The 18,805-nt window shown below is 33.6% G+C and carries 16 protein-coding genes; 7 read left to right on the forward strand and 9 right to left on the reverse strand.

Features of this window, described 5'->3' with window-relative positions; all coding sequences use genetic code 11:
* Positions 1 to 110: 110 nt before the first annotated feature.
* The 4 genes from ACS5L2_RS03485 (at position 111) to tpiA (ending at position 3,314) form a co-directional block, all read left to right on the forward strand.
* Positions 111 to 575, forward strand: a complete 465-nt coding sequence (locus tag ACS5L2_RS03485) for an Hsp20/alpha crystallin family protein (RefSeq protein ID WP_459202379.1) — start codon at positions 111 to 113, stop codon at positions 573 to 575.
* A gap of 120 nt (positions 576 to 695) precedes the next feature.
* Complete coding sequence (locus tag ACS5L2_RS03490) at positions 696 to 1,337, forward strand: METTL5 family protein (RefSeq protein WP_459202380.1); 642 nt, start codon at positions 696 to 698, stop codon at positions 1,335 to 1,337.
* Positions 1,338 to 1,751: 414 nt separating this feature from the next.
* Positions 1,752 to 2,570: a 2-amino-3,7-dideoxy-D-threo-hept-6-ulosonate synthase gene (locus ACS5L2_RS03495; RefSeq protein WP_459202381.1), complete on the forward strand. Its 819-nt coding sequence runs from the start codon at positions 1,752 to 1,754 to the stop codon at positions 2,568 to 2,570.
* A gap of 78 nt (positions 2,571 to 2,648) precedes the next feature.
* Positions 2,649 to 3,314: a triose-phosphate isomerase gene (gene tpiA, locus ACS5L2_RS03500; protein ID WP_459202612.1), complete on the forward strand. Its 666-nt coding sequence runs from the start codon at positions 2,649 to 2,651 to the stop codon at positions 3,312 to 3,314.
* A 52-nt stretch (positions 3,315 to 3,366) separates the two neighbouring features.
* Here the strand turns inward: tpiA and sepS are convergent, their stop codons facing one another.
* Positions 3,367 to 4,980, reverse strand: coding sequence for an O-phosphoserine--tRNA ligase (gene sepS, locus ACS5L2_RS03505; RefSeq protein WP_459202382.1), 1,614 nt, complete (start codon positions 4,978 to 4,980; stop codon positions 3,367 to 3,369).
* Between the two features lie 94 nt (positions 4,981 to 5,074).
* On the opposite strand from sepS, the gene ACS5L2_RS03510 reads away from it, so the two are divergent.
* The gene (locus tag ACS5L2_RS03510; RefSeq protein WP_459202383.1) at positions 5,075 to 6,376 is read left to right on the forward strand and encodes an NCS2 family permease; all 1,302 of its coding nucleotides are present in this window, start codon (positions 5,075 to 5,077) and stop codon (positions 6,374 to 6,376) included.
* A gap of 67 nt (positions 6,377 to 6,443) precedes the next feature.
* Here ACS5L2_RS03510 and ACS5L2_RS03515 read toward each other — a convergent pair whose 3' ends face one another.
* The 7 genes from ACS5L2_RS03515 to proS form a co-directional block, all read right to left on the reverse strand.
* Entirely contained in the window at positions 6,444 to 7,145 is a 702-nt protein-coding gene (locus ACS5L2_RS03515) for a 4Fe-4S binding protein (RefSeq protein WP_459202384.1), read from the reverse strand.
* 5 nt (positions 7,146 to 7,150) lie between these two features.
* Positions 7,151 to 7,699: a hypothetical protein gene (locus tag ACS5L2_RS03520; RefSeq protein ID WP_459202385.1), complete on the reverse strand. Its 549-nt coding sequence runs from the start codon at positions 7,697 to 7,699 to the stop codon at positions 7,151 to 7,153.
* 87 nt (positions 7,700 to 7,786) lie between these two features.
* Positions 7,787 to 8,707, reverse strand: a complete 921-nt coding sequence (locus tag ACS5L2_RS03525) for a cell wall-binding repeat-containing protein (RefSeq protein ID WP_459202386.1) — start codon at positions 8,705 to 8,707, stop codon at positions 7,787 to 7,789.
* A 65-nt stretch (positions 8,708 to 8,772) separates the two neighbouring features.
* Positions 8,773 to 9,636: a cell wall-binding repeat-containing protein gene (locus tag ACS5L2_RS03530; protein WP_459202387.1), complete on the reverse strand. Its 864-nt coding sequence runs from the start codon at positions 9,634 to 9,636 to the stop codon at positions 8,773 to 8,775.
* 82 nt (positions 9,637 to 9,718) lie between these two features.
* Entirely contained in the window at positions 9,719 to 11,626 is a 1,908-nt protein-coding gene (locus tag ACS5L2_RS03535; protein ID WP_459202388.1) for a beta-CASP ribonuclease aCPSF1, read from the reverse strand.
* Positions 11,627 to 11,761: 135 nt separating this feature from the next.
* Complete coding sequence (psmB, locus tag ACS5L2_RS03540) at positions 11,762 to 12,421, reverse strand: archaeal proteasome endopeptidase complex subunit beta (protein WP_459202389.1); 660 nt, start codon at positions 12,419 to 12,421, stop codon at positions 11,762 to 11,764.
* Between the two features lie 97 nt (positions 12,422 to 12,518).
* Positions 12,519 to 13,901, reverse strand: a complete 1,383-nt coding sequence (gene proS, locus ACS5L2_RS03545) for a proline--tRNA ligase (RefSeq protein WP_459202390.1) — start codon at positions 13,899 to 13,901, stop codon at positions 12,519 to 12,521.
* A 283-nt stretch (positions 13,902 to 14,184) separates the two neighbouring features.
* Between proS and leuS the strand changes: the two genes are divergently transcribed.
* Positions 14,185 to 17,052 (forward strand): leucine--tRNA ligase, encoded by a 2,868-nt coding sequence (gene leuS, locus ACS5L2_RS03550; RefSeq protein WP_459202391.1) that lies wholly within the window; start codon positions 14,185 to 14,187, stop codon positions 17,050 to 17,052.
* A gap of 27 nt (positions 17,053 to 17,079) precedes the next feature.
* Positions 17,080 to 17,391, forward strand: a complete 312-nt coding sequence (locus ACS5L2_RS03555) for a DUF1894 domain-containing protein (protein ID WP_459202392.1) — start codon at positions 17,080 to 17,082, stop codon at positions 17,389 to 17,391.
* A 66-nt stretch (positions 17,392 to 17,457) separates the two neighbouring features.
* Here the strand turns inward: ACS5L2_RS03555 and ACS5L2_RS03560 are convergent, their stop codons facing one another.
* Positions 17,458 to 18,801, reverse strand: coding sequence for an MATE family efflux transporter (locus ACS5L2_RS03560; protein ID WP_459202393.1), 1,344 nt, complete (start codon positions 18,799 to 18,801; stop codon positions 17,458 to 17,460).
* Positions 18,802 to 18,805 lie beyond the last annotated feature (4 nt).

Here is an 18,805-nt window from a genome sequence, read left to right on the forward strand (position 1 = left end):
ATATTAAATATCTTACATTTAATCGCTGTTTTTACATTTCAATAACCAAAAGATTTATATAGAACTTCAAAGTAATCAATATTTAGAAATTTAAAAATGGGGTGATAAAAATGTTTGGTAGAGATCCAAAAGACCCATTTTCAGAAATCTTTAAGGTTTTTGGCATGGGTATTCCAATGGAAGGTTTTGGAAGTCCTATGGGAAAATCAATGTTTCAAATGAGTTCCATGGGATTAGAAATCAGTGGAAAAGGTTTTATGCCTGTAACGTTAATTGAGGGCGATGAAACAATTAAGGTCATTGCAATGGTTCCCGGAGTAAATAAAAACGACATAGTAATCAATGCAGTTGGAGAAACCCTCGAATTGCGTGCTAAAAGAGCTCCAATGGCAATAATGGAATCAGAAAAAATAATTTATTCCGAAGTTCCAGAAGATGAAGAGATTTATAAAACAATAAAATTACCTGCTCCAGTTAAAGAAGGAAACTCTTCTGCTAAATTTGAAAATGGAATGTTAATTGTAACCCTTCCAAAGGCAGAAAAAGCTAAGAGAACCGGAATAGATATAGAATAATTTTAGCTTAAATTTACATTACTTATTTTTTTATTTAACTTTTAGCAGATTTAAACGTTTTAATAATGCTTTTTTATACTTGTAATTTAATCAGTTCTTATAAGATTTTTTGGGATTTTAATGAAAAAAAGACATCTTGAAATATTACTCGACAATTTAAAACCGCATCCAAAACCAAAAGCACATCTCGAACAGTATTCTATCGAAGGAAACCTTGCAAGCGAGTTTTTATTGTTTGCTAAAGAAGATATTGAAGGCAGTTTCGTAATTGACCTTGGATGTGGCAGTGGTAGACTTATAATCGGTGCTAAAGTTCTTGGTGCAGAACATGCGGTAGGAATTGATATTGATAATGAAACAATTGACACTGCAAAAGAAAATTTAAAAAATTTAAACAATGAATCAAAGTTAGATTTAAAGGTCGATTTTTTAAATTCCGATGTTAAAAATATCGATAAAAAATATTTTGAAGATAGTTTTTCCGATTTTAATAATTTAAAAAAGGTAGTTATTCAAAATCCACCTTTCGGGTCGCAAAAAAAGTATGCTGACAGGATTTTTTTAGATAAGGCGTTTGAAATCGGGGATGTAGTTTACACGATACACAATACTGCAACGAGGGATTTTTTAATAAATTATGTTAAGGAAAAAGGGCGAGAAATCACGAATATTTTTCAGGCAGACTTTAGAATTCCTGCAATTTATGAATTCCACAAGAAAAAGTCCGTAAATATTCCAGTGGACATTTACCGGATAGTATAAATTAAAAAAATATTTGTCCTGTCGTATTTGTTGTTTATTTTTGAATGAACAAAATCGGAAAATATATATATTAATATGGGCAGATGAATTTCTGTAAAATAAAAAAATAAAAACATGAGTAAAAATTAAATACAAAAAAAGAGGGATGAAAAATGACGCATACGCAGAGTAGCATCAGGAACTTGAATTGTATAGTTAATAAATTATGTGGCGCATTAGGGTTTAGTTTGTTTTTTTCATACCAGTGGTATTATTAACTGCTGAGAATTGTTTGTTTAATTGAAACTGTATTCGTAAAAAAGTACGATTGCGGTGTTTTGCAGATTTTAAGAATTTAATGACAAGAGTATATTCTCCATACTATATACTATATCTCTAAAGAAGACTCTATACACGTTTTAATGGTGATTGTTTATGAAAATGTTTGACAATATAAAAAATGTAGGAAAATTAATCAGATTAGAAAGAATATTCGATAAAAAAAGTGAAAAAACTGTAATAATTCCAATGGATCACGGTGTTTCATCGGGGCCACTTGATGGTATAAAAGATATGCGAACCACAACAAACGCAGTAGCAGATGGTGGAGCAAACGCAGTTTTAGGTCACAAAGGACTTGTAAGACACGGCCACAGGGGATACGGAAGAGATATCGGGTTAATCATACACATGTCCGCAGGAACTTCAATTTCACCTGACCCAAATAAAAAGGTAATCGTAACAACAGTTGAAGATGCAATGAGACTCGGTGCAGATGCAGTTTCATTACACGTAAACGTCGGTGCAGAAACTGACTTTGAAATGTACAGGGATTTAGGTTTAATTTCAGAAACCTGCGAACACTGGGGAATGCCTTTAATTGCAATGATGTACCCAAGAGGTCCAAAAATTAAAGATGAAAAAGACCCTGAAGTAGTTGCTCACGCTGCAAGACTCGGTGCAGAACTTGGTGCAGATATTATCAAAACAAATTACACTGGGGATATCGATTCATTCAGGGAAGTAGTAAAAGGATGCCCTGCTCCAATTGTTATTGCAGGCGGCCCTAAAACAAATACTGATGAAGAATTCTTGCAGATGGTAAAAGATGCAATGCACGCAGGCGGAAAAGGAGTGGCTTCTGGAAGAAATGTGTTCCAGCACAAAGATGTCAAAGGAATTACAAGTGCAATTTGTAAAATCGTTCACGAAGATGCAGAAGTAAAAGAAGCATTAAAAGAAATAAAAATCTAAATTTCTCCTTTTTTCAAAAAGTTACCTATAAATATTAATTTTTTTAAAAAGATTATTATAATTAAGGGCGGTGGTACTATCAAGCCAAATGTAATCATAAATTACAAAACTTACACGGAAAGCGTTGGTAAAAGCGGTTTAGCAATTGCAAAAGCTGCAGAAAAAGTTTCAGAAGAGTCTGGAGTTACTATTGGGGTAGCACCTCAATTTTTAGATTTAAGAATGATTTTAGAAGAAGTAAACATCCCGGTATACGCGCAACACATGGATGCTGTAACTCCTGGAAGCAGCACTGGTCACATATTGCCCGATGCATTAAAAGATGCGGGAGTTACCGGAACTCTTTTAAACCACTCTGAAAGAAGAATGCTTCTTGCAGACCTTGAAAAATGTATTGAAATTTCAAATAAACTTGGATTAAAAACCGTTGTCTGTACAAATAATATACCTGTTTCAAAAGCAGTTTCTGCGTTAAATCCAACTTCAATTGCAGTAGAACCTCCAGAATTAATTGGAAGCGGAATACCTGTTTCAAAAGCAAATCCTGAAGTTGTATCTGGAACTGTTCGAGAAGTTCGAGAAATTAACAAAAACGTTGAAATATTGTGCGGTGCAGGAATTTCAAAAGGAGAAGATGTAAAATCTGCGCTTGAACTTGGAACAAACGGTGTTTTGCTCGCATCAGGTGTTGTAAAAGCTAAAAACGTCGAAGATGCAATAAGAGAATTGATTGCAGAAATTTAAAAATAAATTCATTTTTTAAAATTTAATTAAAATTAAAAAAATAAAAAATTAATTATTCAATTTTTACTTCGACATTTAAAAAGACCGGGCCTCTAACGTCGATTACTTTATTTTTGCTCATTATCTGTTTTAATGCGATATCATCGATTTTTAAGTTAATGTCGCTTAAACTTCTGACAATTGGAACTTTAACTTTGAATTCAGACGTGTTTGAAACGAATGCTTCTTCTAATTTTGAAGTAATTTTAAAGCAGAGCGCATCGATATATCGAATGCCTGTTGGAATACCTTCTGATTTTCCTTTTTCTAAAAAGTCTTTAAATTCTTCTTTTACTCCATCAAAGCTTTCAGGAATTCCAATTACATTTCCGTCGTAAACGTAGATTTCGTTTAAAATTGAAGGTCCGAGTAAGTTTTTACCTTCTTCTTTTTCGAAAATATTTATTTTTACATTTTTCTTGGTTTTTCCAAAAGAAAATGTTTTTTCAATGGTTAATTCACAAGGGGATTTTAAATCTTTGTTTTTAACACATGAATCAATTAAATCTTTTGTTAAATCGTAAATTTCATCCATTACTGGAACTTTATCGAGTTTTACCATTGAAGCGACAGCTCTGTCATCAAGTTTGTGTTCGTAAAACTGTGGGTATACCATTTCTCTAACATCTGCAAAGTTTCCAGAAATCATTGCAAGTCTTTCAACACCAAGTCCTAAATTCATGACTGGAACATCTATTCCGTATTTGCTTAATGCAACTGGAGAATATACTCCAAAAGTAGCAACTTCAAGCCATTCTTTTAATTTTGGGTGGTATGCATAGACTTCAGTCTGTGTTTCAGGAGTATAATATTTACTTTTCTTTTCATCAGGAATAAATTTGAAGTTTGTAAATCCAAACTGTGACAAAAGCCCTTCTGCAATTGCTTTTCCATCGTTAATATCCACGCCTTCGCCAACAATTGCACATGATGCAGAGTGATATGTCATTAAGTGGCTTTTATCTTCTTTTTGTTCTCTTCTAAAGCATCTATCGATTGAAAAGAGTTTAAATGGAAGCGGCTTTTTGTTCATTAAGTCTGAAACAGTAAGGAACCATCCTGAGGTCATATGGCTTCTCAAAGTTAATTTTGAAGAAACTGCAGTTAAATCTTTAAATTCAGGGAATACTTCTTCTAAAATTTTTAAACCCATTTCGCTTGAAATTTCAAGTGCATTTGAAATTTCTAAGACTAAATCGTCACCGTCAAGTGTTCCTTTTTTGTATCCGTGAAGTATTTTTTGTAAACTTTCTTTGTGTTCAGAAACTTTAATTCCAAGTTTTTCAATCTGTGAAATTTTTTCATCGCTCAAACCAACGTCAGGTCGTGGAAGTCCAGCTAAATAAAAGCATCTATCCAAAACTGCCATTGCTTCTGGGCCAAACTGTTTATAAATATCTTTTTCATCTACAATTACTGGATTTATATATTCTTCAAAACCCATTTTTAAATAAGCCTGTCTTAGATTTTCAATAGTGTCGTTTACAGGGTGTGTTTTTCCAAAAACTGGTTTTATTCTTGGATAGCTTTCGTTTATTTTTTTAGCTTTTATAAGACTTTTAGTTTCAATCCATGCTTTTTCAAAGTCTTTGTTGGCCATTTCAATGATTTCTTCTCTTTTAAACATCATTATCACTAAATTTCTAAATTTTATGATTGAAATGTAATCTTTATATCATAATAGTTGCTTATATTATATATTAATTAATTGGGGTGAAGTTATGGCAAATTTTTTGGCTAAGTACTTTGGGTTTGAAGAACACAACACAAACTTCAAAGTAGAGACCATGGCTGGAGTTACAACTTTTATGACCATGGCGTACATTATATTTGTAAACCCGTCGATTTTAAGTCTCGCGGGAATGGATTTTGGAGCAGTAATGGTTGCAACTTGTATTTCTGCTGCACTCGGTACGTTTATAATGGGTGTTTATGCTAAATATCCGTTTGCACTCGCGCCAGGAATGGGTTTAAACGCATTCTTTACATTTGGTGTAGTTATCGGTATGGGCTTGAGCTGGCAGACTGCTCTTGGTGCTGTTTTTATTTCTGGTATTTTATTTATTTTGTTAACATTGACTAAAATTAGAACATGGATATTTGACGCGATACCTGATGCGTTAAAATACGGTACTGCAGTTGGTATCGGGTTATTTATTGCGTTCATTGGTTTAAAATCTGCAGGAGTTATCGTTGCAAACGAAGCTACTTTGGTAGGTCTTGGAAACGTTCTTTCACCTGCAACGTTCTTAGCACTATTTGGCTTATTTGCAACTGCTGCAATGATGGCAAGAAAAGTAACCGGTGCAATTCTCTGGGGTATTATTCTAACCGCAATAATTGGAATGGGACTTGGTGTTTCAGCACTTCCCGTAGGTTTAGTTTCAATGCCCCCATCACTCGCACCAACGCTAATGCAGATGGATGTTATGGGAGCTCTTAGCTTTGGTCTTTTAAATATAATTTTGGCATTCTTCTTCGTGGATTTATTTGATACACTTGGAACTTTAAGTGCTCTGAGTTCACAGGCAGGATACTTAAAAGAGGGAAAACTTCCAAAAGCAGAAAAAGCATTAATGTCTGACTCCGTTGCAACTGCTGTTGGGGCCGCTCTTGGTACTTCAACAGTTACAAGCTATATTGAATCGGCTTCAGGTATAGGGGTTGGTGGTAGAACTGGGTTTGTTTCAGTTGTAGTTGCTGCATTGTTCTTACTTTCGATATTCTTCTCACCATTTGTTGCAGCAATTCCTGCATACGCGACAGCTCCTGCATTAATCATTGTTGGAGCTTTAATGATTTCAGCAATAAAAAGAATTGATTTAGAGGACATTACAGAATCAGTTCCTGCATTTATTGCATTAATTACAATTCCATTAACATACAGTATTGCAACAGGACTTCAATTAGGGTTTATTTTCTACCCCTTAATCAAAATAATTGCAGGACGTGCAAAAGAAGTACACCCAATCGTATATTTACTTGCAATCATCTTTGCAGCAAGATTTGTATACATTGGATAAAATTAAAAAATCTTAAATTTTTTTTCTATTTTTTTATTTCGAAATTAAAAAAAGTAAACTGTAAAAATTATTTTTCGTATTTTATTCCACCTTTTTTACAGGCAGTTACACACTGGAAACACCTGATACATTCTTTTTCATCCATGTTGTCAAGTATATCAATTTGCATTGGGCATTTCATCTCACAAAGCCTGCAAGTATTACATTTATCGTTGGACTTTATTTTAAAGACTGGTTTTATGGATAAAATTCCAAGAAGTGCTCCAATCGGGCAGAAATACCTGCAGAAAAACATCGGTATAAAATATCCACCAATTAAGAATAATCCAAGAAGTATAAATGAAATTATCGTTCCATTTAGGCTTGCAAACGATCCAATAGGACACACTCCACAAATCGCGTAAGTTGCATATTTAAAAGTCAAATAAAACCCGATTATTAGTAGGATATATTTTAAATAAATCAATTTTTCATGAATTTTCGGATTTACTTTTGGGAGTATTTTTGAATTATTTATTTTCATTTTTAATTTGTATGTCCATTCAAAGATGATTCCAAATGGGCAGATAAATCCACAAAAAAGCCTCCCAAAAACAACTGAAATTGTGGAAAATCCAATTAATTGTGGTGTAATCTCGTTTAAATTGAAGGTTAGAAGAATTCTTTGAACAAAACCTACAATACAGAGACAAAAACTATTATTCACTAAAAAATAACCTAAAAAGGAAGTTTTAATCAGATTTCTCAATAATTGGAAACTAATTTTCATTTAATTCACCAAAAACTTCTTAAATCAATCCATGTAAATAAAAAATCAATTATTCTTTCTGAAAAAGACTTATTTTCTACTGAAATAGTATTTTCAGTGATATTTATAAGGTCTTCTTCTACCATGCAGTCAAATATTGCATATTTTATTTCAGTAACGGATAAACCATAAATTGAACGAACCTGGTCGATTGTAACATCGTTATTTACCTCAATACCTAATTTAACTTTTAAAGATTCCGGAGGTATCTGGTAATACTCGCAAACTTCTTCAATCGTGTAAGTTTTCAGTTCTTTTCCCGTCATCGGCACATATAATTCCACCAATTCATCATAGCTTGCATTTTCAGAACCTCCCTGAACAACATCATTTAAATTTCCAGGAACTGGCTCTGAATGGTCACATATCTGGTTATTATTTGTATCTATGTACCTTCCACAGGCTCCCGGAAAGTTACAGGATGAATTTGTAACTCCAAATGGGCAGTCGTCCCATGCATGGGCTGTTAAAATTGAAATGAATAATATTGTTATAACTATAAATTTCACGTTCATCATTTCACCAATGTAATTATATTGTGAAATGGATTTAAAAAAAGTAACTGAAAAAAATATATTAAATATTATGAAATTTTTCAAAGATTATTCTGAAGTTTCGTTGTTTTCTTCATCTTCGGTTTCTTCTTCGTCATCATCAGAGTCATCGTCTGAAGGTTTACCGTTGTTTGTTTTTACTTTAACGGTTGTTTTTACTTTGACATTGGCGTTTGTTTTGTACTGATTAGCTTTTAAGTCATCGTCTAACTGGATTGCAAGAGCGTAAGCTTGAGTGTAGTTTCCGCCGTTATATGCATCACACAATGCACCGTATTTAGCATCAAGTTCTGATGTATTAATACCGTTCTGTTCTAAAGCTTGAAGAGTTGTTTGAATTGTGTTCATTCTTCTTTCAATTTTTGCTTTTAAAACATTTCCTGGCATTGCAGCAGTACTTACCTGGAATCCGTGGTTTTGAAGTCTTGATAAAAGTCCGCTGTAGTTGTATGCAGCATCTTCTAAAACCGTGATGTTGTCAGACATATTTTCCATGTCTTCTTCGCTAACTGATGTTTTGTTTCCGTCAGTTAGTACGAATGTCACGTTCGTGATATTTCCGTATGTATCGTTTGTACCATTAGCATAAACGATTAAAATTGTTTTGTTAACAAATAAGTCTTTAAACCTGTTTATTGTAAGGTTGTTTGTTTCAAACCTGTCAGAACCGTTGATTCTTTCAACGGAAATGTTTTCGCTTTCCAATGCAGTTGTATAATTTTCAGGAATTGCAACCGTTCCGCCAATTATTACTACATTTTCAGGAGTATAATTCAATATTTCATTTAATGTATCATTGCTGAAATTTCCCCATGGGGACTCAACAAGTTCAAATTCATCGAGTTCGTCAGCAATCGTCTGAGCTACGAGTTTGTCCGCAAAGTTATCGCTTACTAAAATAACATCACTTGCATACGAAACTGGCATTAATACTACCATTAATAAAACTAGCTTTTTAAACATGTTCATAGAATCCCTCTAAATGTTTTAAAGGTAATAAAAGAGTATTATTGTTTAATGGTATATTAAATTATTTAATTGTTGTTTCCCAAGCCGTTTTTGGAATTAGAGGTACTTTTTGGCCCGTTCCAGTAGACTTGCCTGTTCAAATGTTTATAACTTAATACATTTCTTTCAAGAACTATTTCTCCAGCATAAGCTTGTTCTAAGTTCTGATTTCTTATGGAATTATTTATCGAATTTAAATCATTTCTAAGTGGAGTACAATTTATTCCAAGCTGTTCCATAGTTTCAATTTGGAGTTGTAACTGTTCCATTTTTCGATAAACGGTTCTATTTAAGACACTTTCGGGCATGGCCTGAGTACTTACAGAAAATCCCTGATTTTGAAGTCTCGACATTACATTATTTGAATTAAACACTGGAGTTTCCATGATTGTAACGGTTTTTGGATCAAAGTCTTCTAAATCGTCATCATCGATGGATAATGCAGTACCGTTTGAGAGAACTACAATGTAGTTTCCAGCACTGCAGAATTCTGGCCTATCATCGTCCCCATAAACTATCCACATATTTCTATCCTGAATTTGATTTTTAAATTTTAAAAGCACGTTTTTATTTGTTTGATACCTGTCAAGGCCGTATATTCTTTCAACAGTTATTCCTGCATCTTCTAATTGCGTATCATATTCAGAAGGAACTGCAACAGTTCCGCCGACTATTATTACGTTTTCAGGATTTTCGTTTAATATTTTTTCAAGCACGTCGTCATCATAAACTCCCCATGATGTGTTTATAACAACGTATGAATCGTTAATCGTTGGAATGATATTTGCACTTGCGCAGTCTGAAACCGTGTCGCTTACAAGCACGACATTGCTTGCAGATATGGGAACAATCAAGACCAAAAATATGGCAAATATCTTAAAATAATTCATTTTACCACCCCTTTTGTTATATATAAAATTTTGAAGAAAGGGGTATATCAAATTATTCAAAACTTAAAATAAAAAATAGTAATTATCTTAATCTTATTGAATCGAGATTCATCGGAGCTTTTGTTTCTTTCTTAAATAATTTGTATGCCGTACTTGCAAGGTCGATACATTTTGAAACTTCCCCGTGAACGGTTAATATACGGTCTGGGATTGGTTTTAATTTTCTAAGGTATTTTATGAGCTGTTTTCTGTCACTGTGTCCTGAAAATCCTTCAAGGGTGTGAACTGAAAGATTTACTTTAACCGCTTTACTTCTTCCGTTTTTACCCATCAATGGGATTTCTTTAAATCCTTTCTGGATTTTTCTACCCAAAGTTCCTTCAGACTGGTAACCTACAAAGACAATTGCGTTTTTCTCATTATCTGCGAGGTTTTTGAAGTATTCAACACTCGGTCCACCGCTGAGCATACCTGAAGTTGTTAAAATAATTCCTGGTTCATCGCTATCGATAATGTTTCTTCTGTCATTTGTATTTTTAACTTTTTTAAAGACATCTGAAAGGAACGGATTATCTCCTTCATGGAAAATTCTGTTTCTCATATTTTTAGAGAGATATTCTGGGTATGCCGTATGTATTGCAGTTGCTTCCCAGATCATACCGTCTAAATATACTGGAGCGTTGAAAATTCCCTGATTGTATCCTTCTTCTAAAACAAGCATCAATTCCTGAGCTCTTCCAATACCAAATACTGGAATTATTGCTTTTCCTTTTCTTGCAATAGTTTCAGCAATCACTCTTAAGAATTCTTTTTCAGTTTCATCTCTTTCTGGAAGTACGTCGTCGTATCCTCCGTAAGTAGATTCAATGATTAATGTTTCAAGTCGTGGGAACTGGCATACTGCAGGTTCTAATAATCTTGATGCTTCAAATTTAATATCTCCTGTATATGCAACGTTATAAAGCCCATCGCCCACGTGACAGTGTGCAATTGCTGAACCTAAAATGTGTCCTGCGTTGTGGAGTGTTAATTTGATTGCAGGTGCAATATCTGTGGTAACCCCGTAATCAAGAGGGATTGTGTGTTTAATACAGTTTTTAATATCTTTTGATGAATATGGAACTGGTTTTCCTTCTTTTTCACTAATCTCTACGTAATCTTTCTGTAAAAGAGTCATCAAGTCTCTTGTTGGTTTTGTACAGTAAACAGGTCCATCGTAACCGTATCTAAATAATCCTGGAATAAATCCGCAGTGGTCAAGGTGTGAGTGTGTTACTACAACTGCATCTATTTCTTCAATTGAAAATTCCGGTGCATCAAAATGAGGGAATGCTTTTTCGTCTTCAACAGCAATATTAATACCACAATCAACCAGGATTCTGCTTTCTGGAGTCTGGTGGTAAAGGCAAGTTCTTCCAACTTCTCTACTTCCACCTAAAAATGAGGTTCTAATCCAGCAGTCATCCCTGAGTTTTACATCCCTATGGATTCTTCTTCCGATTCTTCTCAAAATATCTTTTACATCTGCTCTTTCTCGATACATTGTAGCTCTGATGGCTTTAATTGTATCTGATGGAATTGGCGGGGTTCTAACTGGTTTTGGGGCCCATTGAATTGCTTTTTTAATATCTTCAAGGGTTGATCCTTCTTTTCCAATTACTAACCCTGGTTTTTTAGATTCGATTATTACTTCACCAGTATTTGCATCGAAAATACAGTTTGTAATTTCAGCATCCTCTGGAACTATTTTTAAAATTTTATCTTTCGCGATATCGGGTTCGACTAAAACAGATGGATCCGGTCGAATTGCAAGTCTTTTTCTAAAATCTCTTGCAAATTCTTTGATAAGATTGTTTGAAAAAAGTTCTGGGTTTTTTGCATAGATAACTACTTCTGAACCTTCAAATTCGACGTCAGTAATAACCGCATTTCCAGGGGCTTTGTTTATAACCTGCGCCTTTATCTCGTTTAATATATCTTCAGCTGACAAAATAGTCCCTCCTAATAATATCTCTGTTTAAATTCTAGAAACGCCTATAAAATTGATTAATTTGTGTTAAATCTTAAAAAAAATTTGAAAAGAATACTTTTCAATAGTATATGTTAAGGTAGTATATTTTTTAATTTATCTTTTTTTGCTGATTTTTTTCAAAAAACTTTCAATTTCTTCGTCTGAGTATATGTTTACTCCATCTTTATTGACATGAGCTAAGGAAATACCATTTCCTGAGTATGCATCTCTCTGCATGGCGGATGAAAGGGCTTTTACAGCAATTAATAATCCTTTGTCAATTGTGACATCAGATCGGTATTCTGCTTCAAGTACTCCGTAAGCAGTAGGTGAACCTGACCCTGTGGCAGTGAATGAAGATTCTTCATTAATGCCCCCAACTGGATCGAGTGAGAACAGTTTAGCTCCGTTAATCAGGTCGTATCCGCCGAGTATTAATTGTGTTAAAAGAGGGTAGTGTCTGTTACCATGCAAGACGTTACTTATTAATGTAGTGCATGAAAGAGGAGTCATATTGTTTCCAGTTCTCATCTTGTATATTTTTGCTTCTGCAGAAATAATCCTGATGAGTGACTGAGCATCACCAACACTTCCAGCTATAGTCATTGCTATGTAGTCATCAATCTTATATAACTTTTTCGCTTCTTTATCCGCGATAAGATTGCCCATAGTAGCCCTTTTATCAGTAGCTAAAACGACGCCATCCTTACAAAGTAATCCTACGGTGGTCGTTCCTTTCATATACTCTTTATGGTATTCGCTGTTGGATATCATCTTATCACCACTTAATATAATTCAATTTATAATAAATGCTTTATATACTCATCGATTTTAAAAAATAAAAGAAATTTGGCTTGAATTTTTGAAATTATTAGTAAGTTCGAGCAACTGAAATATAGTCTTTTCCATCATATGTAGTTTGACCTAAAACTGATGCATCAATCAGTTCTTCAAATTCTTCATTGTATATTGATTCATTGAATGGAATTAATATTATTCCTTTATTTTCCATGAGTGCAGTTTTAACTTTTTCTGAAAGTGCATTTACATCGCTTTCAAAGTCTACGACAGTGATAAAACTTTTAATTTTTTCTTCAGCGCGTGTTTTCAAGTCTTTTTTGTATGAAGAAACTATTTTTTCAACTTCTTCTAAAATATTTGAATATTCAACTGTTATTTTTTCTCCAGTATCCCTTCTAACAATTAATGCGTGTCCGTTTTCAATATCTCTTGGTCCAATTTCAATTCTTAATGGAACCCCTTTTATTTCCCAGTCGTTGTATTTTCTTCCAGGTCTAATGTCTCTATCGTCTAAATGAACTCTGAATTCTGATTTTAAGGTATTGTTTAATTCTTTAATTTTGTCCATTACAATTTTCTCTTTTCCTTTGAATAATAACGGAATAAGAACAATCTGGATTGGTGCAACATCTACTGGAATTACGAGTCCTTTTTCGTCACCGTGAACTGAAATCAATGAGGCAATTGCCCTATCAGAAATTCCGTAGCATGTTTGGTACACGAAATCTTTTTCGCCATCAGGAGTTTCAAATTCAAGTTCGAAAGTCTTTGCAAAGTTTTGCCCTAAATTGTGAACTGTTCCAATCTGCATTGTTTTTCCATCTGGATATATGGTGTCAAATGCCATTGTGTAGTCTGCTCCAGGGAATTTATCCCATTCAGGCCTTTTAGAAATTACGTATGGAACACCGATTTCATCAAAGAATTTTCCGTAAAGATTTAGCGCTTCTTTAATCTGAGCATCACATTCTTCTCTTGTTGCGTGAGCGGTGTGAGCTTCTTTAAAACTCATTATTTCTCTCAACCTGATTAATGGTCTTGTATGCTTTGTTTCGTACCTGAATGTGTTTACAACCTGATAAAGTTTTAATGGAAGGTCAGTGTGTACTTTAATCCACTGTTTCATCATGTAGTACATTGTGGTTTCAGAAGTAGGCCTTAACGCGAGTTTTACTTCCAAAGGAGTTTTTCCACCATGAGTTACCCAGAAAACTTCATCTTCAAATCCTTTGATGTGTTCTCCTTCTTTTGCAAGCAAATTTTCAGGAATTAACATTGGAAAGAGTGTTTCATCGTGGCCCGTTTCATCGAGCAATTTTCTCAAAATTTCAAGAGAATATCTTCTGATTTTAAAACCGTATGGTAAATAGACCCCGCATCCTTTTATAGGGTATCTTAAGTCGTAAATTCCGGCTTTTTCTAATATGTCGCTATACCATTCAGAAAATTCCATTTTTTTCACCGTAAATAATTACATTCAGAATTGACGTGTTTTAAATTTGGTAGATTATATGGTTTTGATATAAAATAAGCAGTAAAATAACTTACATAAGTATTTAATGCATATACATAACATGACAGACTATTTATAAAATATATTTATATAATTTGTGAAAATATTGCTAAATTGATGAGTATTTGATTAAATTTAATTTTTATTTTTAAAATGTTTTTGATGTTTGCATAATGTTTGCATAAACAATTGGAAGATAGATTTAAGGTAAAAGAGTGAGAATATGGATCAAAACGAAGTAAATGTAAACGAATGTCATAAGTCTGTTGATTTAATTCAAATAATGGATAAATGGCAGAAAAAATGGACAGAAGCTAAAATTTTTGAAGCTGAACACGATTTAAGGGATAAATTTTTCATAACTGCTGCATTCCCCTACCTTAACGGGGTACTTCATGCAGGACACTTAAGAACATTTACAATTCCCGAAACAATTGCAAGATACCAGAGAATGAAAAATAAAAACGTGCTCTGGACCTTTGGATTCCACGTTACCGGAACTCCGATTTTAGGTCTTGCAAACCAGATTAAAGAACGAAAAGAAGATATTATTTGGGCTTACAACAATTTACACAACATTCCAATGGATGAACTCTTAAAATTGGACACTCCTGAAGCAATAGTTGAATGCTTTTCAAAAAAAGCAACAGAAGCATTTAAAAGAATGGGATTTTCACTCGACTGGAGAAGAAACTTTAAAACTGACGATAAAGTATTCAGTAAATTCATAGAATGGCAGTTTTATAAATTAAAAGAAATGGGTAAAATTACAAAAGGTTCCCACCCTGTAAGATACTGTCCAAAATGTGAAAACCCTGTAGAAGACCACGATTTACTCCACGGTGAAGAATCAACAACCGTAGAATACAGCTTAATCAAATTTACTTCTGAATTTGACGGAAACGAAATAATAATGCCAATGGCAACTTTAAGGCCTGAAACAGTCTTTGGTGTAACCAATGCATGGGTTAATCCAAATGAAATTTATGTAATGGCAGAAGTACACGATGAAATCCAGAAATTGGATAGCGAAGACGTTGATTTAAAATACAACGGAATTTGGATTGTCGGAAAAGAGTGTGCATATAAATTAAAAGAACAGGATAGAAAAATTGAAATTTTAAAAGAAATTAATGGAAGCGAATTAATTGGTTTAAAAATCAAAAACCCCGTTACTAAAAAAGAAGTTCCGCTTCTCCCCGCAGATTTCGTTGAAATGGGGATTGGAACCGGATGCGTAATGAGTGTTCCAGCACACGCTCCATACGACTACGTTGCTTTAAGGGACCTTGGAAAAATCGAAGAAGTAGGTCTTATTCCATTAATCGAAATTGAAGGATACGATAAATATCCTGCAAAAGAGATTGTGGAAAAATTAGGTGTTAAAGACCAAAATGATGATGAATTACTTGAACAAGCAACGAGTAAAATCTACAAGGACGAATTCCACAAGGGAAAATTAAATGAAAACTGCGGAGAATACGCAGGAATTTCTGTAAAGGACATTAAAGAAAAATTAACAAAAGATTACCTAAATTCAAACATTGCAGAAATAATGTACGAGTTTTCAGAGCAGAAAGTTGTTTGTAGGTGCGGTGAAAAGTGTATTATAAAAACCGTGAAAGGACAGTGGTTTATTAACTATTCTGATGAAAACTGGAAAAAACTTGCACACGAATGCATTGACAGCATGAACTTTGCACCTGAAAACATAAGGCAGGAATTCCACAACAAAGTCGATTGGATGAAGGACAAAGCCTGTGCAAGGAAAAGAGGGCTTGGAACAATATTACCATTTGATGAAAACTGGATTATTGAATCATTGTCTGACAGTACAATTTACATGGCATATTACACAATTGCAAGATTTATAAATGAAGGATTAACTCCAGAACAGCTTATTCCAGAATTATTCGATTACGTTTATCTTGGAAAAGGAAATGTTGAAGAAATAGCTAAAAATTCAAAAATTCCAACAGAAACAATTGAAGAAATGAGAAAAGAATTCTTATACTACTATCCGCTTGACTGGAGATGTTCTGCAAAAGATTTAATTCCAAATCACCTCACATTCATGATATTCAACCACGTTGCACTATTTGGAAGAGAACATTGGCCAAAAGGAATTGAAATAAACGGATACGTTACAATCGAGGGTAAAAAGCTCTCAAAATCAAAAGGTCCAGTTTTACCGGTTTCTGAAGTTGCTGAAAAATACGGTGCAGATGTTGCAAGGTTTTACATCACAACATGTGCTGAACTACCGCAGGATGCAGACGTTAAATTCAAAGAAATGGAAAAAGCAAGAGATAATTTGATAAAATTGTATGAACTTGCAGTATCCGTCATGAAAGAAGGAAAAACTGAAAAAGAATTATCTTTAATTGATAAATGGCTTTTACACAAAACTTATAGTTCAATAAACGGTGCAGAAACTGCATACGAAGAATTCCAGTTAAGAAAAATTGGTTTGATGTTTTATGAACTCATTAACGATTTAAGATGGTATAAAAGAAGAGGCGGAGATAACAACAGCGTTTTAAAAGAAGTTGTTGAAATCTGGACGAAATTGCTTTCTCCCGTAACCCCACACCTCTGTGAAGAAATCTGGGAAAAATTAGGATACACAGGATTTATTTCACAAGAATCATTCCCAAAAATCAAATCAGAATTAATTAATGAAGATTTAGAACTTGGAGAAGAATTTATCAAATCAGTAATGGAAGATATCCGAAATATCAAGGGAGTTGCAAAAATTAACCCTGAAAAAATGTATTTATACACTGCAGACGACTGGAAATACGATCTCCTTGAATTTATGAATGAAAATGCTGAAAAAAATGTAAAAGCACTTATTCCATTTGTGATGAAAGAAGATAAATTCAAGAAACACGGAAAAGATGTAATGAAATTAATCAATGAAATAACGAAAATAGGTGTCAAAAAGGCAATAAGCGAAGTAGAAATACTTGAAAATGCCAAAACATTTATTGAAAGTGAATTTGATTGCGAGGTTATTGTAAATGGTGAAGATATTATGGGCAAAAAGAAATTTGCAATACCTTACAAACCTGCAATATACATGGAATAACTTTTAATTTTTCTATTGGGTGATTTTATGTCTTGTATTGATAATTATAACCACGAAATTCTCTTAAAAGGTTCATTTAAAGAATGTAGTGATTATATTAAGAAAAATTACAAAAATATTCGCGAATATAGTCCAGGAGATGAAATATTGGATGGAGTAATGCTTATTGGACTGCCCCCAATTCCTGTTGGTTATGACGACGATTTTGTAATTTTTCCATATACAAAGCCGTGTTATGGAACTCACGTACTCAGGGTTCCGTTAAATCAGTACATGAAATCACAAACTACCGAAAAAGGAGAAAAGAAAGGAATACTTTCAAAATTGAAGTTCTGGTAAATTCAACTTCAAAATTTCTTCAAATACTTTTTTAAAAATAAAAATTTAAAATAATTTTTTAAGAATTTAAAGAGATAGGTTTAATGATTTTCTATCTTTGTAGATAATGCCGCTTGCAAGGGTGAATCCCAACAAATCTCCAATTGGGAATGAAAACCATATTCCATTCAATCCAAAGAATATTGGAAGTATTATCAAAGTAGGCAGTAAGAATAAACTCTGTCTTGCACAAGAAATCATAAATGCAGGTTTTGCTTTACCAAGTGACTGGTATAATCCACCTATTACCATCTGAGCCCCGATAAGGAATGAGAACATGAAAAATGCTCTTGTTGCAAAAACTCCTTGTGTGATTACTTCGGGGTCAGTTACAAATATCTGGATGAATTTTTCTGGAAATATCATTATAAGTATAAATCCAAGTAAACAGAGACCTGTAGTTCCAACTAACGCGAGTTTTATTGATTCGCTGACCCTATTTAACTGGCCTTTTCCGTAGTTATATCCAACAATCGGCTGGAACCCCTGTACAATTCCAAAAACGGGCATAAGTGTAATCATTCCAATTCTCATTATTACCCCATAAATTGCAATTGCAATATCTCCACCATACATCCCAAGCAGATTATTTCCAACAATCAAAAGAATGCTGCTCATAATCAGTTTTGCAAATTCAGAAGCTCCAATAAACAATGTTTCTTTTAAAATCTTTAAATTAATTATAAAGTCATTAATTGCGTATTTGATGCTCGTATTTTTTCCAAACTGGTGTTTTACAATATAAATTACACCGATAATTTGAGACAAAACTGTTGCAATTGCGGCACCTTTTATTCCCATATTAAATACTATAATGAATAGTGCATCAAGAATCATGTTTATAATTGCAGGGACAACCATTGCAAACATTGCAACTTTTGCCATTCCCTCTGCACGAACAAGGTTATTTGCAGCAATTAAGTAGCTATTGAAGACTGTTCCGTAAAGTATTATTTCGTAGTAGTCTTTTGCGTAAGGGAATACATCGGCAGAAGTTCCAAGAATGTTCAAAATTGGAACCATGAATATAATTCCAATAATTGTTATCACTATGGATAAAATCAGAACGCTGCTGATTGCATTTCCTCCAGCTTTTCTTGCAAAGTCTAAATCTCCTTCACCAAGTTTTCTTGATAAGAGGGAAGCCCCACCGATTCCAAAAGTAATTCCGAATGCCAAAATTATCATTTGGAATGGAAATATCAAGGATATTCCTGTAAATGCTGAAGTTCCAACCCATCTACCGATAAAAAATCCATCAACTACATTATAAAGTGCCATTATAAGCATTCCAATCATTGCAGGAATTGACAGTTTAAATAATAGCGTTTTAACGTCTTCAGTTCCTAAAAATTCACTTTTATATGCCATACTA

This window comes from Methanococcus mangrovi (assembly GCF_054506835.1).

What these genes read in the sequence shown, in the direction of transcription:
- ACS5L2_RS03485 (WP_459202379.1), top strand. Translation starts at nt 111, where the DNA reads ATGTTTGGTAGAGATCCAAAAGACCCATTTTCAGAAATCTTTAAGGTT.
- ACS5L2_RS03490 (WP_459202380.1), top strand. Translation starts at nt 696, where the DNA reads ATGAAAAAAAGACATCTTGAAATATTACTCGACAATTTAAAACCGCAT.
- ACS5L2_RS03495 (WP_459202381.1), top strand. Translation starts at nt 1,752, where the DNA reads ATGAAAATGTTTGACAATATAAAAAATGTAGGAAAATTAATCAGATTA.
- sepS (WP_459202382.1), bottom strand. Translation starts at nt 4,980, where the DNA reads ATGTTTAAAAGAGAAGAAATCATTGAAATGGCCAACAAAGACTTTGAA.
- ACS5L2_RS03510 (WP_459202383.1), top strand. Translation starts at nt 5,075, where the DNA reads ATGGCAAATTTTTTGGCTAAGTACTTTGGGTTTGAAGAACACAACACA.
- ACS5L2_RS03515 (WP_459202384.1), bottom strand. Translation starts at nt 7,145, where the DNA reads ATGAAAATTAGTTTCCAATTATTGAGAAATCTGATTAAAACTTCCTTT.
- ACS5L2_RS03520 (WP_459202385.1), bottom strand. Translation starts at nt 7,699, where the DNA reads ATGAACGTGAAATTTATAGTTATAACAATATTATTCATTTCAATTTTA.
- ACS5L2_RS03525 (WP_459202386.1), bottom strand. Translation starts at nt 8,707, where the DNA reads ATGAACATGTTTAAAAAGCTAGTTTTATTAATGGTAGTATTAATGCCA.
- ACS5L2_RS03530 (WP_459202387.1), bottom strand. Translation starts at nt 9,636, where the DNA reads ATGAATTATTTTAAGATATTTGCCATATTTTTGGTCTTGATTGTTCCC.
- psmB (WP_459202389.1), bottom strand. Translation starts at nt 12,421, where the DNA reads ATGATATCCAACAGCGAATACCATAAAGAGTATATGAAAGGAACGACC.
- proS (WP_459202390.1), bottom strand. Translation starts at nt 13,901, where the DNA reads ATGGAATTTTCTGAATGGTATAGCGACATATTAGAAAAAGCCGGAATT.
- leuS (WP_459202391.1), top strand. Translation starts at nt 14,185, where the DNA reads ATGGATCAAAACGAAGTAAATGTAAACGAATGTCATAAGTCTGTTGAT.
- ACS5L2_RS03555 (WP_459202392.1), top strand. Translation starts at nt 17,080, where the DNA reads ATGTCTTGTATTGATAATTATAACCACGAAATTCTCTTAAAAGGTTCA.
- ACS5L2_RS03560 (WP_459202393.1), bottom strand. Translation starts at nt 18,801, where the DNA reads ATGGCATATAAAAGTGAATTTTTAGGAACTGAAGACGTTAAAACGCTA.